Annotated in this window: 4 protein-coding genes; all 4 read left to right on the top strand. The window is 65.7% G+C overall.

The window, feature by feature from the left end:
• The first annotated feature begins 42 nt into the window (after positions 1-42).
• The 4 genes from GST84_04450 (at position 43) to GST84_04435 (ending at position 18,409) form a co-directional block, all read left to right on the top strand.
• Positions 43-13,563, top strand: coding sequence for a BapA prefix-like domain-containing protein (locus tag GST84_04450; GenBank protein XGB11643.1), 13,521 nt, complete (start codon positions 43-45; stop codon positions 13,561-13,563).
• Between the two features lie 63 nt (positions 13,564-13,626).
• Entirely contained in the window at positions 13,627-15,063 is a 1,437-nt protein-coding gene (locus GST84_04445) for a TolC family outer membrane protein (GenBank protein ID XGB11642.1), read from the top strand.
• Complete coding sequence (locus GST84_04440) at positions 15,060-17,228, top strand: type I secretion system permease/ATPase (protein ID XGB11641.1); 2,169 nt, start codon at positions 15,060-15,062, stop codon at positions 17,226-17,228. The genes GST84_04445 and GST84_04440 overlap by 4 nt, the downstream gene beginning before the upstream one ends.
• Positions 17,225-18,409 (top strand): HlyD family type I secretion periplasmic adaptor subunit, encoded by a 1,185-nt coding sequence (locus GST84_04435; GenBank protein ID XGB11640.1) that lies wholly within the window; start codon positions 17,225-17,227, stop codon positions 18,407-18,409. Before GST84_04440 ends, GST84_04435 begins: the two co-directional genes overlap by 4 nt.
• Positions 18,410-18,548 lie beyond the last annotated feature (139 nt).

Here is an 18,548-nt window from a genome sequence, read left to right as displayed (position 1 = left end):
AATAGTCGGGCCAGGGGATCCGGATATCAGCAGGGAGCATCCATGGACAACATCGTCGTCGCCGATAAGCAATCCGAAGTCGCCACTCAGAGCGCCTGGGGCAATATCAATCTCAAAGCACCAAGCGTCGTGCAGATACCGGTATCTCCCGACAAAGTGGCCACCGTCACCCAACGTGGGCAAGACCTGATCGTTACGCTGAAGTCGGGTGAAAAAGTCACCGTCGGTAACTTCTTCGCTGCGGACCAGGCCGGGGTCGGCAGCGATATGGTCTTCGTCGGCGAAGACGGCACCCTGTGGCATGCCCAGTACGATGCGGCAGCGTTCACCGGTTTCACCTTCGAAGAAGTGGCCTCGCTGGACGAACTGGTCGCTGGCATCGGCACTGCCGGTAGCGCCATGCCAACTTGGGCGATTGCCGGGCTCAGCCTGCTCGGTGTGGGCGGCGCAGCGGCAGCGGCGGGCAACGGCGGCGGGGGCAGCAGCGGCGGTTCCGCCCCCGATACCAGCGCACCGGCCACGCCGATCGACCTGCTGGTTTCACCGGATGGCCTGCGCCTGACCGGCCGTGGCGAAGCAGGCACCACGGTGAACATCCGCGACGCCGCCGGCAACCTGATCGGCAGCGGCACAGTGGGTCCCGACGGCAACTTCAACGTGACGTTGAATGCGCCGCAGATCAATAGCGAAAACCTTGATGTCACCCTGACCGACGCCGCCGGCAATGTCTCGGCGCCTGGCACTGTCACTGCGCCAGACGCAACGGCACCACTGGCGCCGACCAACCTGGCTATCAATGAACAGGGCACGACGCTCACCGGTCTTGCCGAGCCTGGCTCGACGGTTTCCGTACGAGGCGCTGGTGGTGCATTGCTGGGCACTGCCGTAGCCGGTGCGGACGGCCAGTTCAGCATCACCCTGCAACCGCCACAAAGTGACGGCCAGGCCCTGAAGGTCAGCGCCGCAGACGCGGCTGGCAATATCTCGCCCGTTGCCAGCATCACGGCACCGGATGTCGACAACCCTGACACCACAGCCCCTGCCCAGCCGACCGATCTGGCTCTGGCCGATGGCGTCACCTTCACCGGTCGCGGTGAGCCCGGCGCTACCGTGCAGGTGCGCGATGCTGCCGGCAGCCTGATTGGCTCCGGTGTCGTTGGTGCCGACGGCCTGTTCAGCCTCACCCTGTCGCCTGCCCAGGCCAACGGCGAAGCGCTGGACGTACGCCTGGTGGATGCTGCCGGCAACGCCTCTGCGCCGCTGCAGTTCGATGCTCCGGACATTACCCCGCCCGATGCCGTCAACAACATTACAGTTGGCGCTGGCGGCCTGGCTCTGAGCGGACGCGGCGAACCGGGGGCCACCGTCGAAGTACGCGATGCCAATGGCACCGTGATCGGCACGGGTGTCGTAGGGGCCAACGGCACCTTCCTGATCGACCTGAGTCCGGCCGCACAGCCGGGCGGGCAATTGAGCCTGGTGCAGACTGACCCAAGCGGCAACGCTTCCTCGGCATTGCAATACGAGGTCCCGGTCACCACTGCGCCTGCCAGCCCAAGCGACCTGGTATTCGCCGAAGACGGCAGCAGCATCAGCGGTAGCGCACCTGCCGGTAGCCGTGTAGAGGTGCATGACGCCAACGGCACGCTGATTGGCAGTGTGGTGGCTGGCCCCGACGGCAGCTTCACCGTAACCCTCGACCCGCCACAGGTAAACGGCGAGGTGCTGCAAGTCACCGCCACCGACGCCGCCGGCAACACCTCCCCGGCCAGCGACATCACCGCGCCGGACATCGACGGTGGCGACACCACACCACCAGATGCCGCGACCAACCTGGTAGTCGGCCTGGCCGGCGCCCAGCTCAATGGCCGCGGCGAAGCCGGTGCCAGTGTGCAGGTGCGCGATGCCCAGGGCAATGTACTGGCCAGCGGCTCAGTCAACCCCGACGGCACCTTCCAGATCACCCTCGACCCACCGGTGAAAGATGGCAGCAACTTGCAAGTGGTGCTGATCGATGCCTCCGGCAATGCTTCTGCACCAGCGTCGGTGGTTACCCCGGACTTGCAGCCCCCGGCCCAGCCGACCAACCTGGCCTTGGCCGACGGTGTGACCCTGAGTGGCAACGGCGAGCCTGGTGCGACAGTGCAGGCCTTCGATGCCTCGGGCAACTTGCTCGGCACTGGCCTGGTCAATGATACCGGCAGCTTCAGCATTACCCTGTCGCCTGCCCAGGCCAATGGCGAAGTGCTGGACATCCGCCTGACCGATACCGATGGCAATGTCTCTTTACCGCTGCAGTTCGATGCCCCGGACATTACCGTGCCTGCCGTGGTCAGCAACATCGTCGTCGGCGCCGACGGCCTGACCTTGGGTGGTCGCGGCGAAGCCGGCGCTACCGTCGAGGTGCGCGATGCCAATGGCACGCTGCTGGGTACCAGTACGGTAACTGCGAACGGTACTTTCCTGATCGACCTCGATCCGGCTGCGCTGCCGGGTGAGCGCCTGACCCTGGTACAGACCGACCCGGGCGGCAACGTCTCTGAAGCGCTGACCTACGACGTGCCACTGGTGATCACACCGACCAGCCCGAGTGAACTGGTTGTGGCCGCCGATGGCAGCAGCATCAGCGGTTCTGCTCCGACTGGCAGTCGCGTGGACGTGCATGATGCCAACGGCACACTGATCGGTAGCATCGTGGTGGGTGCCGAGGGCACATTCACCGTGGTGCTCACGCCGGCCCAGGCCAATGGCGAGTTGCTGGACGTAGTGGCCATCGACAACAACGGCACCTCGTCGTTGCCGGTGCAGATCACCGCACCAGACATCACCGCGCCTGCGGCGCCCAACGACCTGGCAATCAGTGGCGATGGTACCGTCGTCAGCGGCCGCGCCGAAGCAGGCAGCACCGTCCGTGTGCTGGCCGCCGACGGCACCACGGTGCTGGGCAGTGTCGTGGTGGGGGCCAGCGGTGCCTTCAGCATCGACCTCACCCCGCCACAATTGGCAGGCGAGCAGTTGCAGGTGACTGCCACCGATACCGCAGGCAACGCCTCCACGGCCGGCAGCGTCACTGCACCGAACGTGGACAACGGCGGCGACACCACCCCGCCGGAGCCCGCTACCGATCTGGCCATCAGCAACGATGGCCGCACAGTCTCCGGGCGCGGCGAAGCGGGCGCCACCGTGGAGGTGCGCAACGATGAGGGCCAGGTGCTGGTAAGCGGTACCGTTCAGCCCGATGGCAGCTTCAATGTGCAACTGCCAACCCCGGTGGTGGATGGCTCATCCCTGCAAGTGACCCTGACCGATGCCGCCGGCAATATCTCTGCATCTGTCCCGCTGACGGCGCCCGACCAGATAGCACCGCTGCAACCAACCGACCTGGTACTGAGCAATGGCGACAGCCTGGTCGGCACTGCAGAAGGAGGCGCCCGGGTGGAGGTTAAAGATGCCTCGGGCAACCTGATCGGTAGCGCCATTGCCGAGCCGGATGGCAGCTTCAGCCTGACCCTCGACCCGCCACAGGCCAATGGCGAAACCCTGTCCATCACAGTGACCGATGCGGCAGGCAATACCTCGGTGCCGCTGAGTTACGTGGCCCCGGACATTACCGTTCCGGCGATCATCACTGATGTGGTGGCAGGCGATGGCAGCCTGGCCTTGTCTGGCCGTGGTGAGCCCGGTGCCACGGTGGAAGTGCGTGATGCCCAAGGTGCAGTCATCGGCACCGGCACCGTGGCGCCCAATGGCACCTTCGTGGTCGACCTTGAAGCACCGCTGGCCGCCGGAGAGAACCTCGTGCTGGTGCAGACCGATGCCGCCGGCAATACCTCGGCAGGGGTCAGTGTGACCGTTGCCGATACACCGCTACCCGAAAGCCCGAGCGGCGTGCTGGTGACCGGCGACGGTACCAGTATTTCCGGTAACGCACCGGCAGGAACGCAGGTGCAAGTGCGTGACGCGCAGGGCAATGTTCTGGGCAGCGTCCAGGCCGAACCGGATGGCAGCTTCACCATCGGCCTGACCCCAGCCCAGGCCAACGGCGAGATACTGGATGTCGTGGCGGTTGACGGCGCTGGCAACAGCTCGCTACCGACACAGATCACCGCCCCCGATATCACCCCGCCCAACGAAGCCAGCGAACTGCAATTGAGCGCCGATGGCGGGCTGCTCACCGGTCGCGGCGAACCGGGCACCACCGCGCAGGTCATCAGCGCCGACGGTACTGTGCTGGGCAGCGCCCAGGTCGGTGCCGGCGGTGTGATCAGCGTGGTCCTGAACCCTCCGCAGACCGACGGCCAGGAGCTGGACGTGGTACTGCGCGACCCAGCTGGCAACACCTCGACCGTAACCATCGTGGCGCCCGATATCGACGGCCCGCTGCAGCCCTCCGGGCTGGCCATCGATACCGCTGGCATTCACCTTACCGGCCTGGGCCAAAGCGGCTCCATCGTCACCGTGCGTGACGCCGACGGCAATGTGCTGGGCAGCGCCACTGTGGGTGGCGACGGCCGTTTCGACGTCACCCTCAACGCGCCACAACGCAACGGCGAAAGCCTGACCGTCGAAGCCACTGACAACCTGGGTAACAGCGCAGGGCCCGTGGACTTCACTGCACCCGACTCCACCCCACCGCAAGTGGTCACCAACCCGGCCATCGACGGCACCGGTACCACGATCACCGGCAACGGCGAACCGGGCGCCACCGTTACCGTGCGCGCGCCGGACGGCAGCGTGTTGGGCAGCATGGTGGTCGGCGCTGGCGGCGCTTTCGAAATCACCCTCGACACCCCGCAGACCAACGGCCAGGCACTGACCGTGGAGCAACGCGACGTGGCCGGCAACCTGTCAGCGGCGGTCGACTTGTCAGCACCGGATACCCAGGCACCCGAGAGCCCCACCGCTCTGGTCCTGGCTGGCGACGGCAGCAGCCTGAGCGGCAGCGGCGAGCCGGGTGCGCAGGTGACCGTGACAGGCACTGGCGGCGCGGTACTGGGCACCGCAACGGTCCAGCCCGATGGCACCTTCCAGGTAGCAATCGACCCGCCACAGCTCAATGGCCAGACGCTGTCTGTCACTCAGGCGGACAATAGCGGCAACGGCTCGCCCGCAGGCACCGTGACCGCACCTGACTTCGAGGCACCGCTGCCGGCGCAGGGGCTCGGCCTTGACCCTACCGGCACACTGCTCAGCGGGCAGGGCGAGGCAGGCAGCACCGTAGAGGTACGCAATGCTGCGGGTGACCTGCTAGGCACCATGCCGGTGAATGCAGACGGTACGTTCGAAGTGGTACTCTCCCCCGCCCAGACCAACGGTGAAGTACTGTCGGTGGTGCTGATCGATGGCGGCGGCAATGCCTCGCCGTCGGCCACTTTCACCGCTGACGACAGCACTGCGCCGGCTGCGCCTGCCGACCTCACGATCACCCCGGCTGGCAACGCCATCCAAGGTACAGGCGAAGCTGGCTCCACGGTGGAAGTGAAGCTTGGCGACGGCACGTTGGTAGGCACCATCGTCGTGCCCGCAGGCGGTAGCTTCACTGTCCCACTATCGCCCGCCCAGTTGGACGGCCAGGCCCTGGATGTGACGCTGACCGATGCGGCCGGCAACATTTCGCAGCCCAGCCCGATCCTTGCGCCTGACATCACGCCACCGGCACTGCCCACCGACGTTGCAGTCAGCAGCGATGGCACGGCTGTGAGCGGTAACGCACCTGGCGCCAGTTCGGTGACCGTGAGTGATGGGGCCGGCAATGTGATCACCGTGGCGGTCAACCCGGATGGCAGTTTCAACGTGCCGCTGGATACCCCGCAGAACAACGGCCAGACCGTAACCGTGGTAGTGACCGACGCAGCCGGCAACGACTCGGCGCCGGTCTCAGTCACCGCTCCGGACACGACCAACCCAGAACCAGCCACCGGCCTTACCGTAAGCCCGGACGGCAGCACGGTCGGCGGCACAGCCGAGCCTGGCAGCACAGTGGAAGTCCGCAACCCGGATGACAGCGTGCGCGGCACTGTAACCGTAGGGCCGGACGGCACCTTCGTCATACCGGTCGACCCACCGCTGGCATCAGGCGAAACGGTTGATGTGGCGGTGATCGACCCTGCCGGCAACGAATCGCCTGAAGTACCACTGGCTGGCCCGACCGGTGCCGAAGTGGCCACGCCTTCGGCCCTTGCCATCAGCGCCGACGGCTTTTTGCTGACCGGCCAGGGTACGGTCGGCTCGCTGATTACCGTGACCTCCGGGGGCACCACTCTGGGTAGCGCCACGGTCGGCAGCGACGGCACCTTCCGTGTGTTCTTCCAGAGCGCCCAGCTCAACGCCCAGATCTTGCAGGTCAGTGCCAAGGCTACCGTCGATGGCCAGCCTTCGGTGCCGGCCACCGTCGTGGCCAGTGACACCACGGCACCAGACGCGCCGACACAGGTAAACCTCGACGCAACCGGCAGTACACTGACCGGCCAGGGTGAAGTCGGTGCAACCGTGCGCGTGACTGACTCACAAGGCACCGTGCTGGGGACTGCTACCGTCGGCAGCAATGGCCTGTTCAGCGTCATCTTTTCGCCGGCCGTGGCCAATGGGCAGAACCTGATCGTCACCCAGGCTGATGCCGCAGGTAACGTTTCGCTCGCGTCCACCCTGCAAGCGCCTGACCTGCAGGCACCGCTGGCGGCCAGTAACCTCAGCCTCAACAGCGCAGCCACCGTGCTCAGCGGCCAGGGCGAAGCCGGTGCCAGCGTCACCGTACGCGATGCCAGTGGTGCCATCCTGGCCACCGGCACCGTCAACCAAAGCGGCCAATTCCAGATCACCCTGCCCAGCGCGCAAGTCACCGGTAGCCCACTGCAGGTCACCCTCAGTGATGCTGCGGGCAATGTGTCCGGCCCGGCCAGCCTGGCCACGCCAGACCACACGCCGCCAGCGGCCATCACTAACCCAGTGTTGAGCCAGGACGGCCGGCAGCTTTCCGGCAGCGGTGAAGTAGGCGCGACGGTACAGGTACGCAACGCCTCAGGTGCCTTGCTCGGCACCGCCACGGTGAGCGCAGACGGTCGCTTCACGGTGACCTTCGACACGCCGCAAACCAACGGCCAGGTCATCGGCGTGACGCAAGTGGATGCCGCCAGCAACACCTCGCCGGCAATCAATGTGACAACCCCGGACCTGACCCCGCCCGCGCCGCTGTCCAACGTGGTGCTGAACAACAACGGCCTGACCCTGACTGGCCTTGGCGAAGCCGGTGCCACGGTCACCGTTCACGGCCCGGACGGGACCATCATAGGCACCGGCCTGGTAGCGGCCAATGGCAGCTTTACCCTCACCTTGAACAGCGCTCAGCTCAACGCCCAGCACCTGAGCGTTACGCAGACCGACGCGGGCAACAACACTTCCACCGCCGTGGCGGTCACCGCGCCGGACTTCACCCCGCCTGCGGCACCGACAGCACTCGCCCTGTCCAGTACCGGGCTGCAACTGACCGGTACCGCCGAGGCCGGCAGCACCGTGACCGTGCGCGATGCCAGCGGCAACGTGCTGGGCACAGCGGTAGCCGGCAGCAACGGCACCTTCCAGGTCGCCTTGAACAGTGCCCAGACCAATGGCCAGACGCTGCAGGTGACTGCCACCGACGCAGCTGGCAACGTGTCGCCGGCCGCACCTTACACCGCAGCCGACACCACGCCGCCGGCCGCCGTGACCAACTTGGCGGTCTCCGCCGATGGCGCCACCCTGACAGGCGATGGCGAAGCAGGCGCAACCGTGACCGTACGGGCACCGGACGGTACCGTGCTGGGTAGCGCCACAGTGACGGCCGACGGTCACTTCACCGTGTCCCTTTCACCGACAGCGATCACGGGTGAGAGCCTGAACGTGGTCCAGGCCGATGCCGCACAGAACGTCTCCCCTGCACAAAGCGTGACTGCACCGGGCGTACTGGCACCGGCAACACCGGACAACCTGGTACTGGCCGCCGACGGCCTGTCGGTGACCGGCACCGCCGAGACGGGCAGCACAATCAAGGTGTACGGCCCCAACGGCGTATTGCTGGGCAGCAGCCCGGTCGCCAACGACGGCACGTTCACTGTCAATCTGGGTAGTGCACAGGCCAATGGCGAAGTGCTGCAGATCAGCGCAACGGGTACCGATGGCACCGTATCATTGCCCGCAACCCTGCAGGCACCAGACACCACGGCACCGCAACCACTGACCAACCTGGTGTTGTCCAGCGACGGCCTGGTACTCAGTGGCCGCGGTGAAGCAGGTGCCACCGTTACCGTGCTTGGCGAAGGCGGTGTCGACTTGGGCACTGCCGTGGTCGATGCCAATGGCACCTTCAACGTCAACCTGAGCGCCGCGCAAATTAACGGCGAACAGCTCAGCGCCAGCCAGTCCGATGTGGCCGGCAACGAGTCCAACAGCGTCAGCCTGACAGCCCCTGACCGCGTCGCGCCGGATGCGGCCGACAACCTGGCTTTCGCCGGGGGTGGCAGCTTGCTGAACGGTACCGGCGAAGCGGGTGCCGCCGTGCGGGTGCTCGCCGCCGATGGTTCGGTGCTGGGCAGTGCCACGGTGCGCGCCGACGGCACCTTCCAGGTCAACCTCGCATCGCCTCAGGCCAACGGCCAACAGGTGCAAGTAGTGCTGGGCGATGCGGCTGGCAACCAGTCTGCCGCCAGCGCCATCACCGCCCCCGATACCACCCCGCCAACGGCACCAGGCGAACTGGCGATTTCCGGTGATGGTGTCACCCTCACCGGCCGCGGCGAAGTGGGCGCGCAGGTGACCGTGACCAACCCGGCAGGCGAGGAAATCGGCAGCGCCACCGTCGATGCCAGTGGCCACTTCACCATCACGCTGAGCCCGGCGCTGGGTAACGCCGAACTGCTCAGCTTCACCCAGGCCGATGCGGCGGGCAACGTGTCGGCAGTGGCAACCCTGCAAACCCCGGACTTCACCCCACCCGCCCCGCTCACCCTAGTGGTGATCAACGCCGACGGCAGTGTGGTCAGCGGCCTGGGCGAGGCCGGCGCCACAGTAATCGTCAGTAACGCAGCCGGTACCGTATTGGGCACTGGTATCGTGCTTGCTGATGGCAGTTTCAGCGTCGAACTGTCACCTGCACAGATCAACAACCAGACACTGTCGGTGCTGCAGGCCGACCCACCCGGCAACGTCAGCCTGCCGGTCAACGTGCAAGCGCCGGACCTCACGCCGCCAGCGGCAGCAACAGAGCTGCGGCTCAATGCGGCAGGTGACGAGCTGGGCGGTATCGGCGAAGTGGGCGCCATCGTGCGCGTGTACGTCGGTACCACGCAGGTCGGAACCGGCACAGTGGGCGCCGACGGGACCTTCATCGTCGAGCTGGATGCGGCGCAACTCGATGGCCAGGTGCTGCAGGTAACACTGACCGATGCAGCCGGCAATATCTCGCCAATCAGTTCGGTCACGGCGACGGACACCACACCACCTGCCACCGTGATCGCCGTCATCAACGACAGCGGTACCCAGGTGACCGGTACCGCCGAAGCCGGCACCCGCGTCACCGTGGTCAACAACAACGGTGACCTGCTGGGCCAGGTGACGGTAGATCCGGACGGCACCTTCGTCCTTGACCTGAACCTCCCGCAAATCAACGGCGAAACGCTGACCATCATCGCCCAGGACGCCACTGGCAACCCGTCGATACCACTGGCAGTGACTGCGCCAGACCTGACGCCACCGGTACAGCCGACCGACCTGCTGCTCAACGCAGCCGGTACGTCGATGACAGGTACCGCCGAAGCCGGCAGCACCATCACGGTACGCGGCCCGGACAACAATATCGTGGGCACGGTGGAAGTGGATGAGAACGGCCAGTTCACTGTGCCGATCAGCCCGGCACAGAACAATGGGCAGTTGCTGACGGTGGTGTCCACGGATGATGCCGGCAACGCTTCGGTGGCCGTCCCTTACCAGACCAACGACACCTCGCCACCCGACCTGGTAACCAACCTGGCGATCAACAACACCTTCAACGTGCTGACCGGCAAAGGCGAAGCCAATGCCACGGTCACCGTCAGCCTCGACGGAAGCGTGATCGGCACCGGCGTGGTGGATGCCGCTGGCAACTTCCAGATAACACTGGTGCCGGCGGCGGGCTCGCTCGCCACCCTGGAAGTGACACAGTCTGACGGTATCAATACTTCTGCGGTCGCGACCTACGTCACACCCTTGGTCGCACCACCCGTGCCGCCAACCGACGTGACCTTGGGCAGCGACGGCCTGACCCTGACAGGCAGTGCACCAAGCGGTGTGGACATTCGCGTGTACGATGCCGCAGGCAACCTGATCGGTACAGGCAGCGCAACCCTGGGCGGCTCCTTCACCCTGACGCTGGACGCAGCCCAGCTCAACGGCGAGCACATTTCGGTGACAGCGGTGGCACTGGTCGGCGGCGAATCGCAGCCGACCTTCCTGCAAGCAGCTGACATCACGCCACCGGCCAACCCGGTGGTGACCAGCCTCTCTGTCAATGGCCTGGTGCTGACCGGCACGGGTGAAGCCGGTGCCACGGTGACAGTGCGTGATGCCAGCAACAACGTGCTCGGCACGGCGGTGGTGAATGGCGGTGGCGTCTTCACCGTCAACCTGAACGCCGCGCAGCTCAACGGCCAGGTACTGGGCGTGAGCCAGGCTGACGCTGCCGGCAATGCGTCCGGCAGCACAAGCTACACCGCCGCAGACCTGCAGCCACCTGCCGTCCCTACCAACATCGCCATCGATGGCTCGGGTAGCGTGCTTACCGGTAGCGGTGAAGCGGGCGCTACCGTTACCGTCCAAGGCCCGAACGGCCAGGTCGGTACCGGAGTGGTGCAAGCCAACGGCACCTTCAGCATTACCTTGACCTCGCCACAGAACGACGGGCAACTGCTGGTGGTACGCCAGGCCGATGCTGCCGGCAACTTGTCCGCCAGCACCAGCCTGACTGCGCCGGATACCACACCGCCAGCCGCCCCGCTGGCCACCATCAACGCCAACGGCACCTCGGTCAGTGGTTCTGGCCAGATCGGCAGCACGGTCACCGTGCGCAACAGCGCCGGTACCGTACTGGGTACCGCAACGGTGGGCAGCAACGGCCTGTTCGTGGTCAGTCTGGCTGCGGCGCAGATCGACAACCAGGCGCTCAGCGTCACCCTCACCGACAGCGCCGGTAACGTGTCCACAGGCACTGCGCTGACCGCACCGGACCTGACACCGCCTGCGGCTGCCGGCAACCTGCAATTCAGTGCTGACGGCAGTACCCTCACCGGTACGGGCGAAGTGGGTGCCACCGTAACCGTACGCAGCGCCGGTGGTACCGTGCTGCAAACCGCAACGGTGCAGGCGGACGGCACCTTCACTGTGACCCTGAGCCCGCCTCAGGACAACGGCCAGATCCTGTCTGTGACCCTCAGCGACCCGCGCGGTAACGTGTCGGGCAACGTCAACGTCACTGCACCGGATGTGGATGCCAACGCGCCGGTCATCGCCAGCGACAACCTGGCCACAGCCACGGTCAACCTGGAAGCGGTCAGCGCCACGAAGACCTACACCGACAGCTTCACCACGCTGCTGTCCGGCTTTACCAAGACCTACACCTGGACGGTGACAGCAGGCAGCACGGCCGACCCTACCCTCACACTGACCACCAACAGCGTGCTGGCACTACTCAACAACACCAGCTTCACCCTGCAGGTGAAAGACGCCAGCGGCGCCTGGGTGACCATCGCCACCGGCAACACTCAGGGCCTGCTCGACCTGATCGTGCTGCCAATCGGCTTGCAGGTGGACATCGGCGTGCTGCAAGCAGGTGATTACCGACTGACCGTGGGCAGTGGCGGCATCGGCCTGGTCACCGAAGTGAGCACCACGTTGGACATCGTCTCCACCAGCCTGACCCAATTCACCGGCACCGGCATTGCCACCTCCGGCAACGTCATTACCGACGTGGGCACCGATGGCGCGGTGGATGCCAGTGGCCCGGACAGCGCCGCCGTGCTGCAAGTACTAAAAAACGGCAGCTACGTCTCGGCCGGGACCGCCACAACGGTTCAGGGCCAGTACGGCACCTTGGTGATCAGTGCGGACGGCAGCTACACCTACACGCCCAACGGCAGCCCGAACAGTGTCGGCAAAGTAGACGTGTTCAGTTACCAACTGGTGCACCCTAACGGCCTGTCCGATACCGCCAACCTGTACGTGCGCATCGACAGCCCGCAAGCCACGGAGATCTGGAGCGACACCAACTACGGTGCACCGGCCACGGTGGTCGACGCAGTCAACGACGTTGGTAGCAGCCAAGTCACCCTGGACAACCGCGTGGACACCAGCAGCAGTACGCTGGGCTCGTTGAGCCTGCCATTGATCGGTACCCGCCAGGCCACCTACACCACCACGGTTGCCGCCGACACCACGGCCGACCTGCAAGTGGTGGTCAACTCCGCCAACCTGTTGAGCCTGCTCAACGGCACTACCATCGAGCTGCTCAAGCTCAACCCGGCCACCGGCCAGTACGTGCTGGTGCAGTCGGTGCCGGGTGGTTCGCTGATCAGCGTGCTGGGGGGCGGCGCCGGGTATACCTTCGAGAATCAGGGCGCCGGTACCTACCACGTCCGTGTCACCGCTGGCGGCATCGGCTTGCTCAGCTCCATCACCACCAGCCTGAACACCACCACAACGTACCTGACCGAGTTCGTGGTCAGTGGCGCGACAGCAGCCACCGGCAACCTGCTGACTGACGACAACATCGGTTCGGCCTTGACCGTGCTGAGCGTGCTGACAGCGGCCAACACCTACACCATCCCAGGCTACAACGGGGTGAGCGTGGCCGGCACCTACGGCACGTTGCTGGTGCATGCCGACGGCAGCTACACCTACACCCTCAACGCGGGGCTCACCTCGGCGGTGGTCGGCCAGCAAGACACCTTCACCTACGAGCTCAGCCACCCGAACGGCACTACCGACACCGCAACCCTGACCATCAACGTGGACGATGCTGCCGGCCTCACCACGACCACATCGCTGATGGCTGATAGCGGCGACGAATCAGCGGCACTCGCCAGCCTGGCAGCGGCCACCGATGTGATCGCCGGCACCGACGGCGACGACCACCTCAATGGCAGCCAGGGTGGCCACATCACCCTGCAAGGGGGGGCGGGTGACGACACGCTGGTGATAGTCGACCAGAACTTCGCCAGCGTCGATGGTGGTACAGGTACCGACACCCTGTTGTGGGGCGGCGGTGACGCCAGTATCGACCTGGGCAACCTGGCCGAGCGCGTGCACGACATCGAAATCCTCGACCTCAACGACACCAGCTCGGTGGCGCTCACCCTCAACCTGGGGGACGTGGTGGCAATCACCGAAACCGGTACCGACACACTGATTATCAAGGGGGACGACCAAGACTCGGTTCACATGACGGACAACTGGACGCTGGTCGGGAACCAAACTGCCGACGGCGTCGACTATAACCAATACACGGCCCAGGAGGATCCAAGCCATCACCTGTGGGTACAAAACGGTATCCATGTGGTTTGAGGCCGCTGCAAACCCGCCGGGTGAATGCCCGGCGGCATGGACGACCAGCAGTAAGGGAACTATGTGAAGCGAAGCAGTCCGCTGTCACCGCTGTTGCTGGGAGCATTCGGGCTCCTGGCCCTGAACTTCCACCCGGTTGCCCAGGCAGCCGATGATATAGACCCCCACCTGCGCCAGATCGGGCCATCGTTGTTACGCGATGCGCCCGAAGCGGTGCCCGCCCGCCCCCCCATCGGCATGGCCCCGGTCGCCAGTGGCGAACGGCTGAGCCTTACCGACGCAGTGCTGCAGGCAGCGCAATGGCACCCGAGCATCGCTGAGGCCATCGGCAACCTTTACAAGCAGGGCGAAGGCATCAACGTCGCCCGTGCGGGGTACTACCCACAGATTTCCGGCGGTCTGCGCACCGGTTATGACACCGGTTATGGCGGCGACCGCAATAGCCAGGCCCTGAACCTGTCGCTCAAGCAAATGCTCTATGACTTCGGCAAGGTCGACAGCGCCGTCAATGCCGCCCAGGCGGCTGCCGCCCGCGCCCAGGCCAATATCCTGCTGGTGGTCGACGATCTGGCCCGCGACACAGCCTATGCCTGGATCGAAACCCGCCGATACGAGCAACTGCTGACGATTGCCCGCGATCAGATTCGCGGCGTGGGCGACATTGCCGGCATGGCCCGCCAGCGTAGCGACATGGGCGCCAGCACCCGTTCCGACGTGGTGCAGGCCGAGTCCCGCGTGGAAAGCGCCCGTGCCACCCTGGAGGAGTACCAGTCGCAGTACGAGCGCTGGCGCTCGACCCTGGCGGCGCTGATGGGCCGCGTTACCCCTCCGGCACTGGCCGAGGGCTCACCCGCTGAGCTGAACCAGGCCTGCAAGCGCCCTGCACAGGGTGATGACCGCCTGCCCGCCGTGCTGATGGCCTTGGCCCAGCGCGCACAGGGCCAAGCTGAACTGGCCCAGGCCAAGGCGGAGGCCTACCCCACCCTATCGCTGCAACCGCAGGTCAATCATTACCTGGACGACGACTATAACCGCGATAACTCACGACTGGACCGCACCCAGGCAGGCATCTACCTGAACGTCGAAGTCCCCATCTACCAAGGGGGCTCCATCAGCGCCCGTACCCGCGCGGCCAGCCACGCGCTGACCGCAGCCGACTCCGCCGAGGACGCCGCCCGCCTGCAGGCGCGTCGGGGCCTGGCCGAAGCCATGGCGCAAACCTCCGGGCTAAGCCGCCGGCTGACCTCGCTGGAAGCGCGCCAGGCCAGTATTCAGGAAGCACGCATGCTCTACGGGCGTCAGTACCTGGACCTGGGCACACGGCCACTGCTCGACCTGCTCAACGCCGAGCAGGAGATCTACCAGTCACGCTTCGAACTTGCCGGCACCCGCTCCGATCTGCTGCGCCTGGATGTCGACTGCCTGTACAACACCGGCGCCCTGCGCACGGCCTTTGGCCTTGAGGGGCGCAACCTGCAAGGTGTGGAGATCCAGCCATGAGTGATTCGATCGATGTGACCCTGCCCAACCAGGCACCCGCGCCGGAGCAGGCCGCCGCGCACCGGCCAGACCTTGGCCCCTGGCTTGAGGTGATATTGCAGGTGGCGCACCACTACCGCCTGGACGTATCACCCCAGCGTATTCGCCTGGCCGCAGTGGAGGATGCCCGCCCGTTGAATGAAATCCTCCGCCACATGGCACGTCAGGCGGGGCTGGCACTGCGCTTCGTGCACTTCGATGCCAAGGGCCTGCGGCAATGGCGCACGCCGCTGGTGCTGGAGCTGGACGACGGGCAACTGGCGGTGGTCGAGTCGGTGACCGAAGAGGACGACCTGGCGGTAGTGTTTGCCGGTGACCAAGGCCTGACTTCGCGCCTGCCCCGCGACACCCTGAAAGGCCGCATCAACCGCGTTGCCCTGCTGCGCCCGGCCCGGCCACTGCGCGATGTGCGCACCGACGACTACACCGCCCCTTACGACCGCCACTGGTTCGCCCGCATCGTACTGCGCGACCTGCGCCCCTATGGGCAGGTGATGGTCGCGTCACTGGTGGCCAACGTGCTCGCGCTGGCCGGCGTACTGTTCTCGATGCAGGTGTATGACCGAGTGATACCGGCTGAATCCCTGCCCACCCTCTACGTCCTGTTTGGCGGTGTGGTGTTGGCACTGGTGTTCGACTTCAGCATGCGCCTGCTGCGGCTGAAGGTGACCGACCTGCTCGGCAAGCGCGCCGACCTGCGGGTGAGCGACCTGGTCTACGGCCATGCCCTGCGCCTGCGCAACTCGGTGCGGCCGAAGTCCACCGGCTCGTTCATCTCGCAGTTGCGCGAGCTGGAATCGATCCGCGACCTGATCACGTCCAGCACCGCCACGGTGCTGGCCGACCTGCCGTTCTTCCTGCTGTTCCTGTTCGTGTTCTGGCTGATCGGCGGCGTGCTGGTGTTCATCCCGCTGGTCGCGCTGCTGGCCATGGTGTTGCCAGGGTTGCTTGCACAACGGCGCCTGGCACGGTTGGCCAATGCCTCGATGCGTGAGTCGGCGCTGCGCAACGCCATGCTGGTGGAAAGCATCCAGGGCCTGGACGAGATCAAGGCACTGCAGGCAGAGGCACGCTTCGAACGGCAATGGAACCAGTACAACGCGGCCTGTGCGCACACCAACCTGCGCCTGCGCACCCTCACCAACGGCCTGGTGACCTGGACGCAGAACGTGCAGGGTGCAGTGTTTGCCGTGGTAATCGTGATCGGCGCACCCATGGTCATCGCCGGCGACCTCACCACAGGTAGCCTGGTGGCGGCATCCATGCTTTCGTCGCGAATGATGGCGCCGCTGGCACAGCTGACCCATGTGCTGACCCGCTGGCAGCAGGCCAAGGTCGCACTGCAAGGCCTGGACAAGCTGATGCAATCGCCGGTCGACCACCCCGAAGGCGAAGCCCGCGTGCACCTGCCGGCCATTCACGGCGAGTACCGCCTGCGCCAGGCCAGCTTCCGCTACAGCGAAGAGTACCCGCCAGTGCTGAACATTGGCCGGCTGGACATCCAGCCGGGCGAGCGCATTGCCGTGCTGGGCCGCAACGGCGCCGGCAAATCAACCTTGCTGCAGGCGCTGGGCGGGGCCATGGACCTGGTACAGGGCGAGATTAGCCTGGACGGCATCGCCATGGCTCACCTCGACCCGGCTGACCTGCGCCGTGACGTCGGCCTGCTGCCGCAGTACGCGAGGCTGTTCCACGGCACCCTGCGGGAAAACCTCACCCTCGGCGCCGGCCAGGCCAGCGACCAGGAACTGGTGGCCGCACTGGCCGCCACTGGCGCACTGGACTTCGTCCGCCGCCTGCCCAAGGGCATGGACCATCTGATCCTAGAAGGTGGCCTGGGCTTGTCTGGCGGCCAGCGCCAAGCCCTGGTGCTGTCGCGCCTGCTGGTACGCCAGCCGCAGGTGCTGCTGCTGGACGAGCCGACCGCGTCGCTGGACGACATGACCGAGCGCAAGCTGCTGGATAACCTGGAGCGCTTCTGTCAGGGCCGTACACTGGTGATCGCAACCCATCGCCTGAGTGTTCTGCAGCGGGTCGACCGCATCCTGGTGCTGGACGCCGGGCGCATCGTCATCGATGACGCGCGTGATGCCGCGCTGGCCAAGCTGCAAGGAGCCCAGGCATGAGCAACCACGAACTCCCGGCTTCCTACCTGGACGGGCAGGACGACCAGGCGGTATTCCGCGCCGGCCGCCTCATCACCCTCTGCGCGCTGATGCTGGCGGCGTTCCTGGCCTGGGCGGCCTGGTTCGAGGTGACCGAGGTGTCCACCGGCACAGGCAAGGTCATCCCCAGTTCGCGAGAGCAGGTAATCCAGTCGTTCGAGGGTGGTATCGTCGCGCAGATGAGCGTCGCCGAAGGCGACCTGGTCGAGCGCGGCCAAGTGCTGGCCCAACTCGACCCGACCAAGACGGCCTCAAGCGTTGGTGAAAGCGAAGCCAAGTACCGCGCGGCCAGGGCCAGCCAGGCCCGCCTGCAGGCAGAGGTGACCGGCAAGCCACTGACCTTCCCGGCGAGCCTGCGCGACTCTCCTGACCTGATCGATGCCGAAACCGCGCTGTACCAGACCCGCCGCCGCGGCCTGGAACAGACCCTGGCGGGTATTCAGGACTCGTTGCAACTGGTGCGCAGCGAGCTGAAGATCACCGAGAACCTGGCGAAGATGGGTGCCTCCAGCCGGGTCGAAGTTATTCGCCTGAACCGCCAGCGTTCCGAGCTGGAACTCAAGGCCAACGAGGCGCGCTCGGACTATCTGGTGCGTGCCCGGGAAGAACTGGCCAAGGCCAGCGCCGAAGCGGACGCCCTGTCGGAAGTGATCCGCGGGCGCAGCGACTCGCTCAGCCGCCTGACCCTGCGCTCGCCGGTGCGCGGCATTGTAAAGGACATCGAGGTCAACACCCTGGGTGGCGTGGTGCAGCCCGGTGGCCAGGTGATGAAGATCGTACCGATGGACGAACGCCTGCTGATCGAAACCCGCATCGCGCCACGGGACATCGCCTTCATTCACCCCGACCAGGCGGCCAAGGTCAAGATCAGTGCCTATGACTACTCGGTGTACGGCGGGCTGGACGGCAAGGTGGTGGGCATCTCGCCGGACACCCTGCAGGACGAGGTCAAACCGGAAATCTACTACTACCGCGTGTTCATCCGCACCGAACAGGACAGCTTGCAGAACAAGGCCGGTAAGCGTTTTGCGATCGTGCCAGGGATGATTGCCACAGTGGATATCCGAACGGGCGAGAAAACCATCCTCGATTACCTGATCAAGCCGCTGAACCGGGCCAAGGAGGCCCTGCGTGAACGGTAGTGCGTGACGGGAGGTTTGCGTTGCCAGTGAGATTGAGCGCCGCGCGGGCGGCGCTCGACCTCACTGACAACAAAAAAGACCAAGGCGAACCCATCAACTACCATCAATACCCTAAAGCCAGCCGTCAAAGAGCCGATAA

It is taken from the genome of Pseudomonas putida, from assembly GCA_041879295.1.
GTDB lineage: Bacteria > Pseudomonadota > Gammaproteobacteria > Pseudomonadales > Pseudomonadaceae > Aquipseudomonas > Aquipseudomonas putida_Y.
Note: the sequence above shows the minus strand (reverse complement) of the source record. Positions and strands in the feature narration are given on the sequence as shown.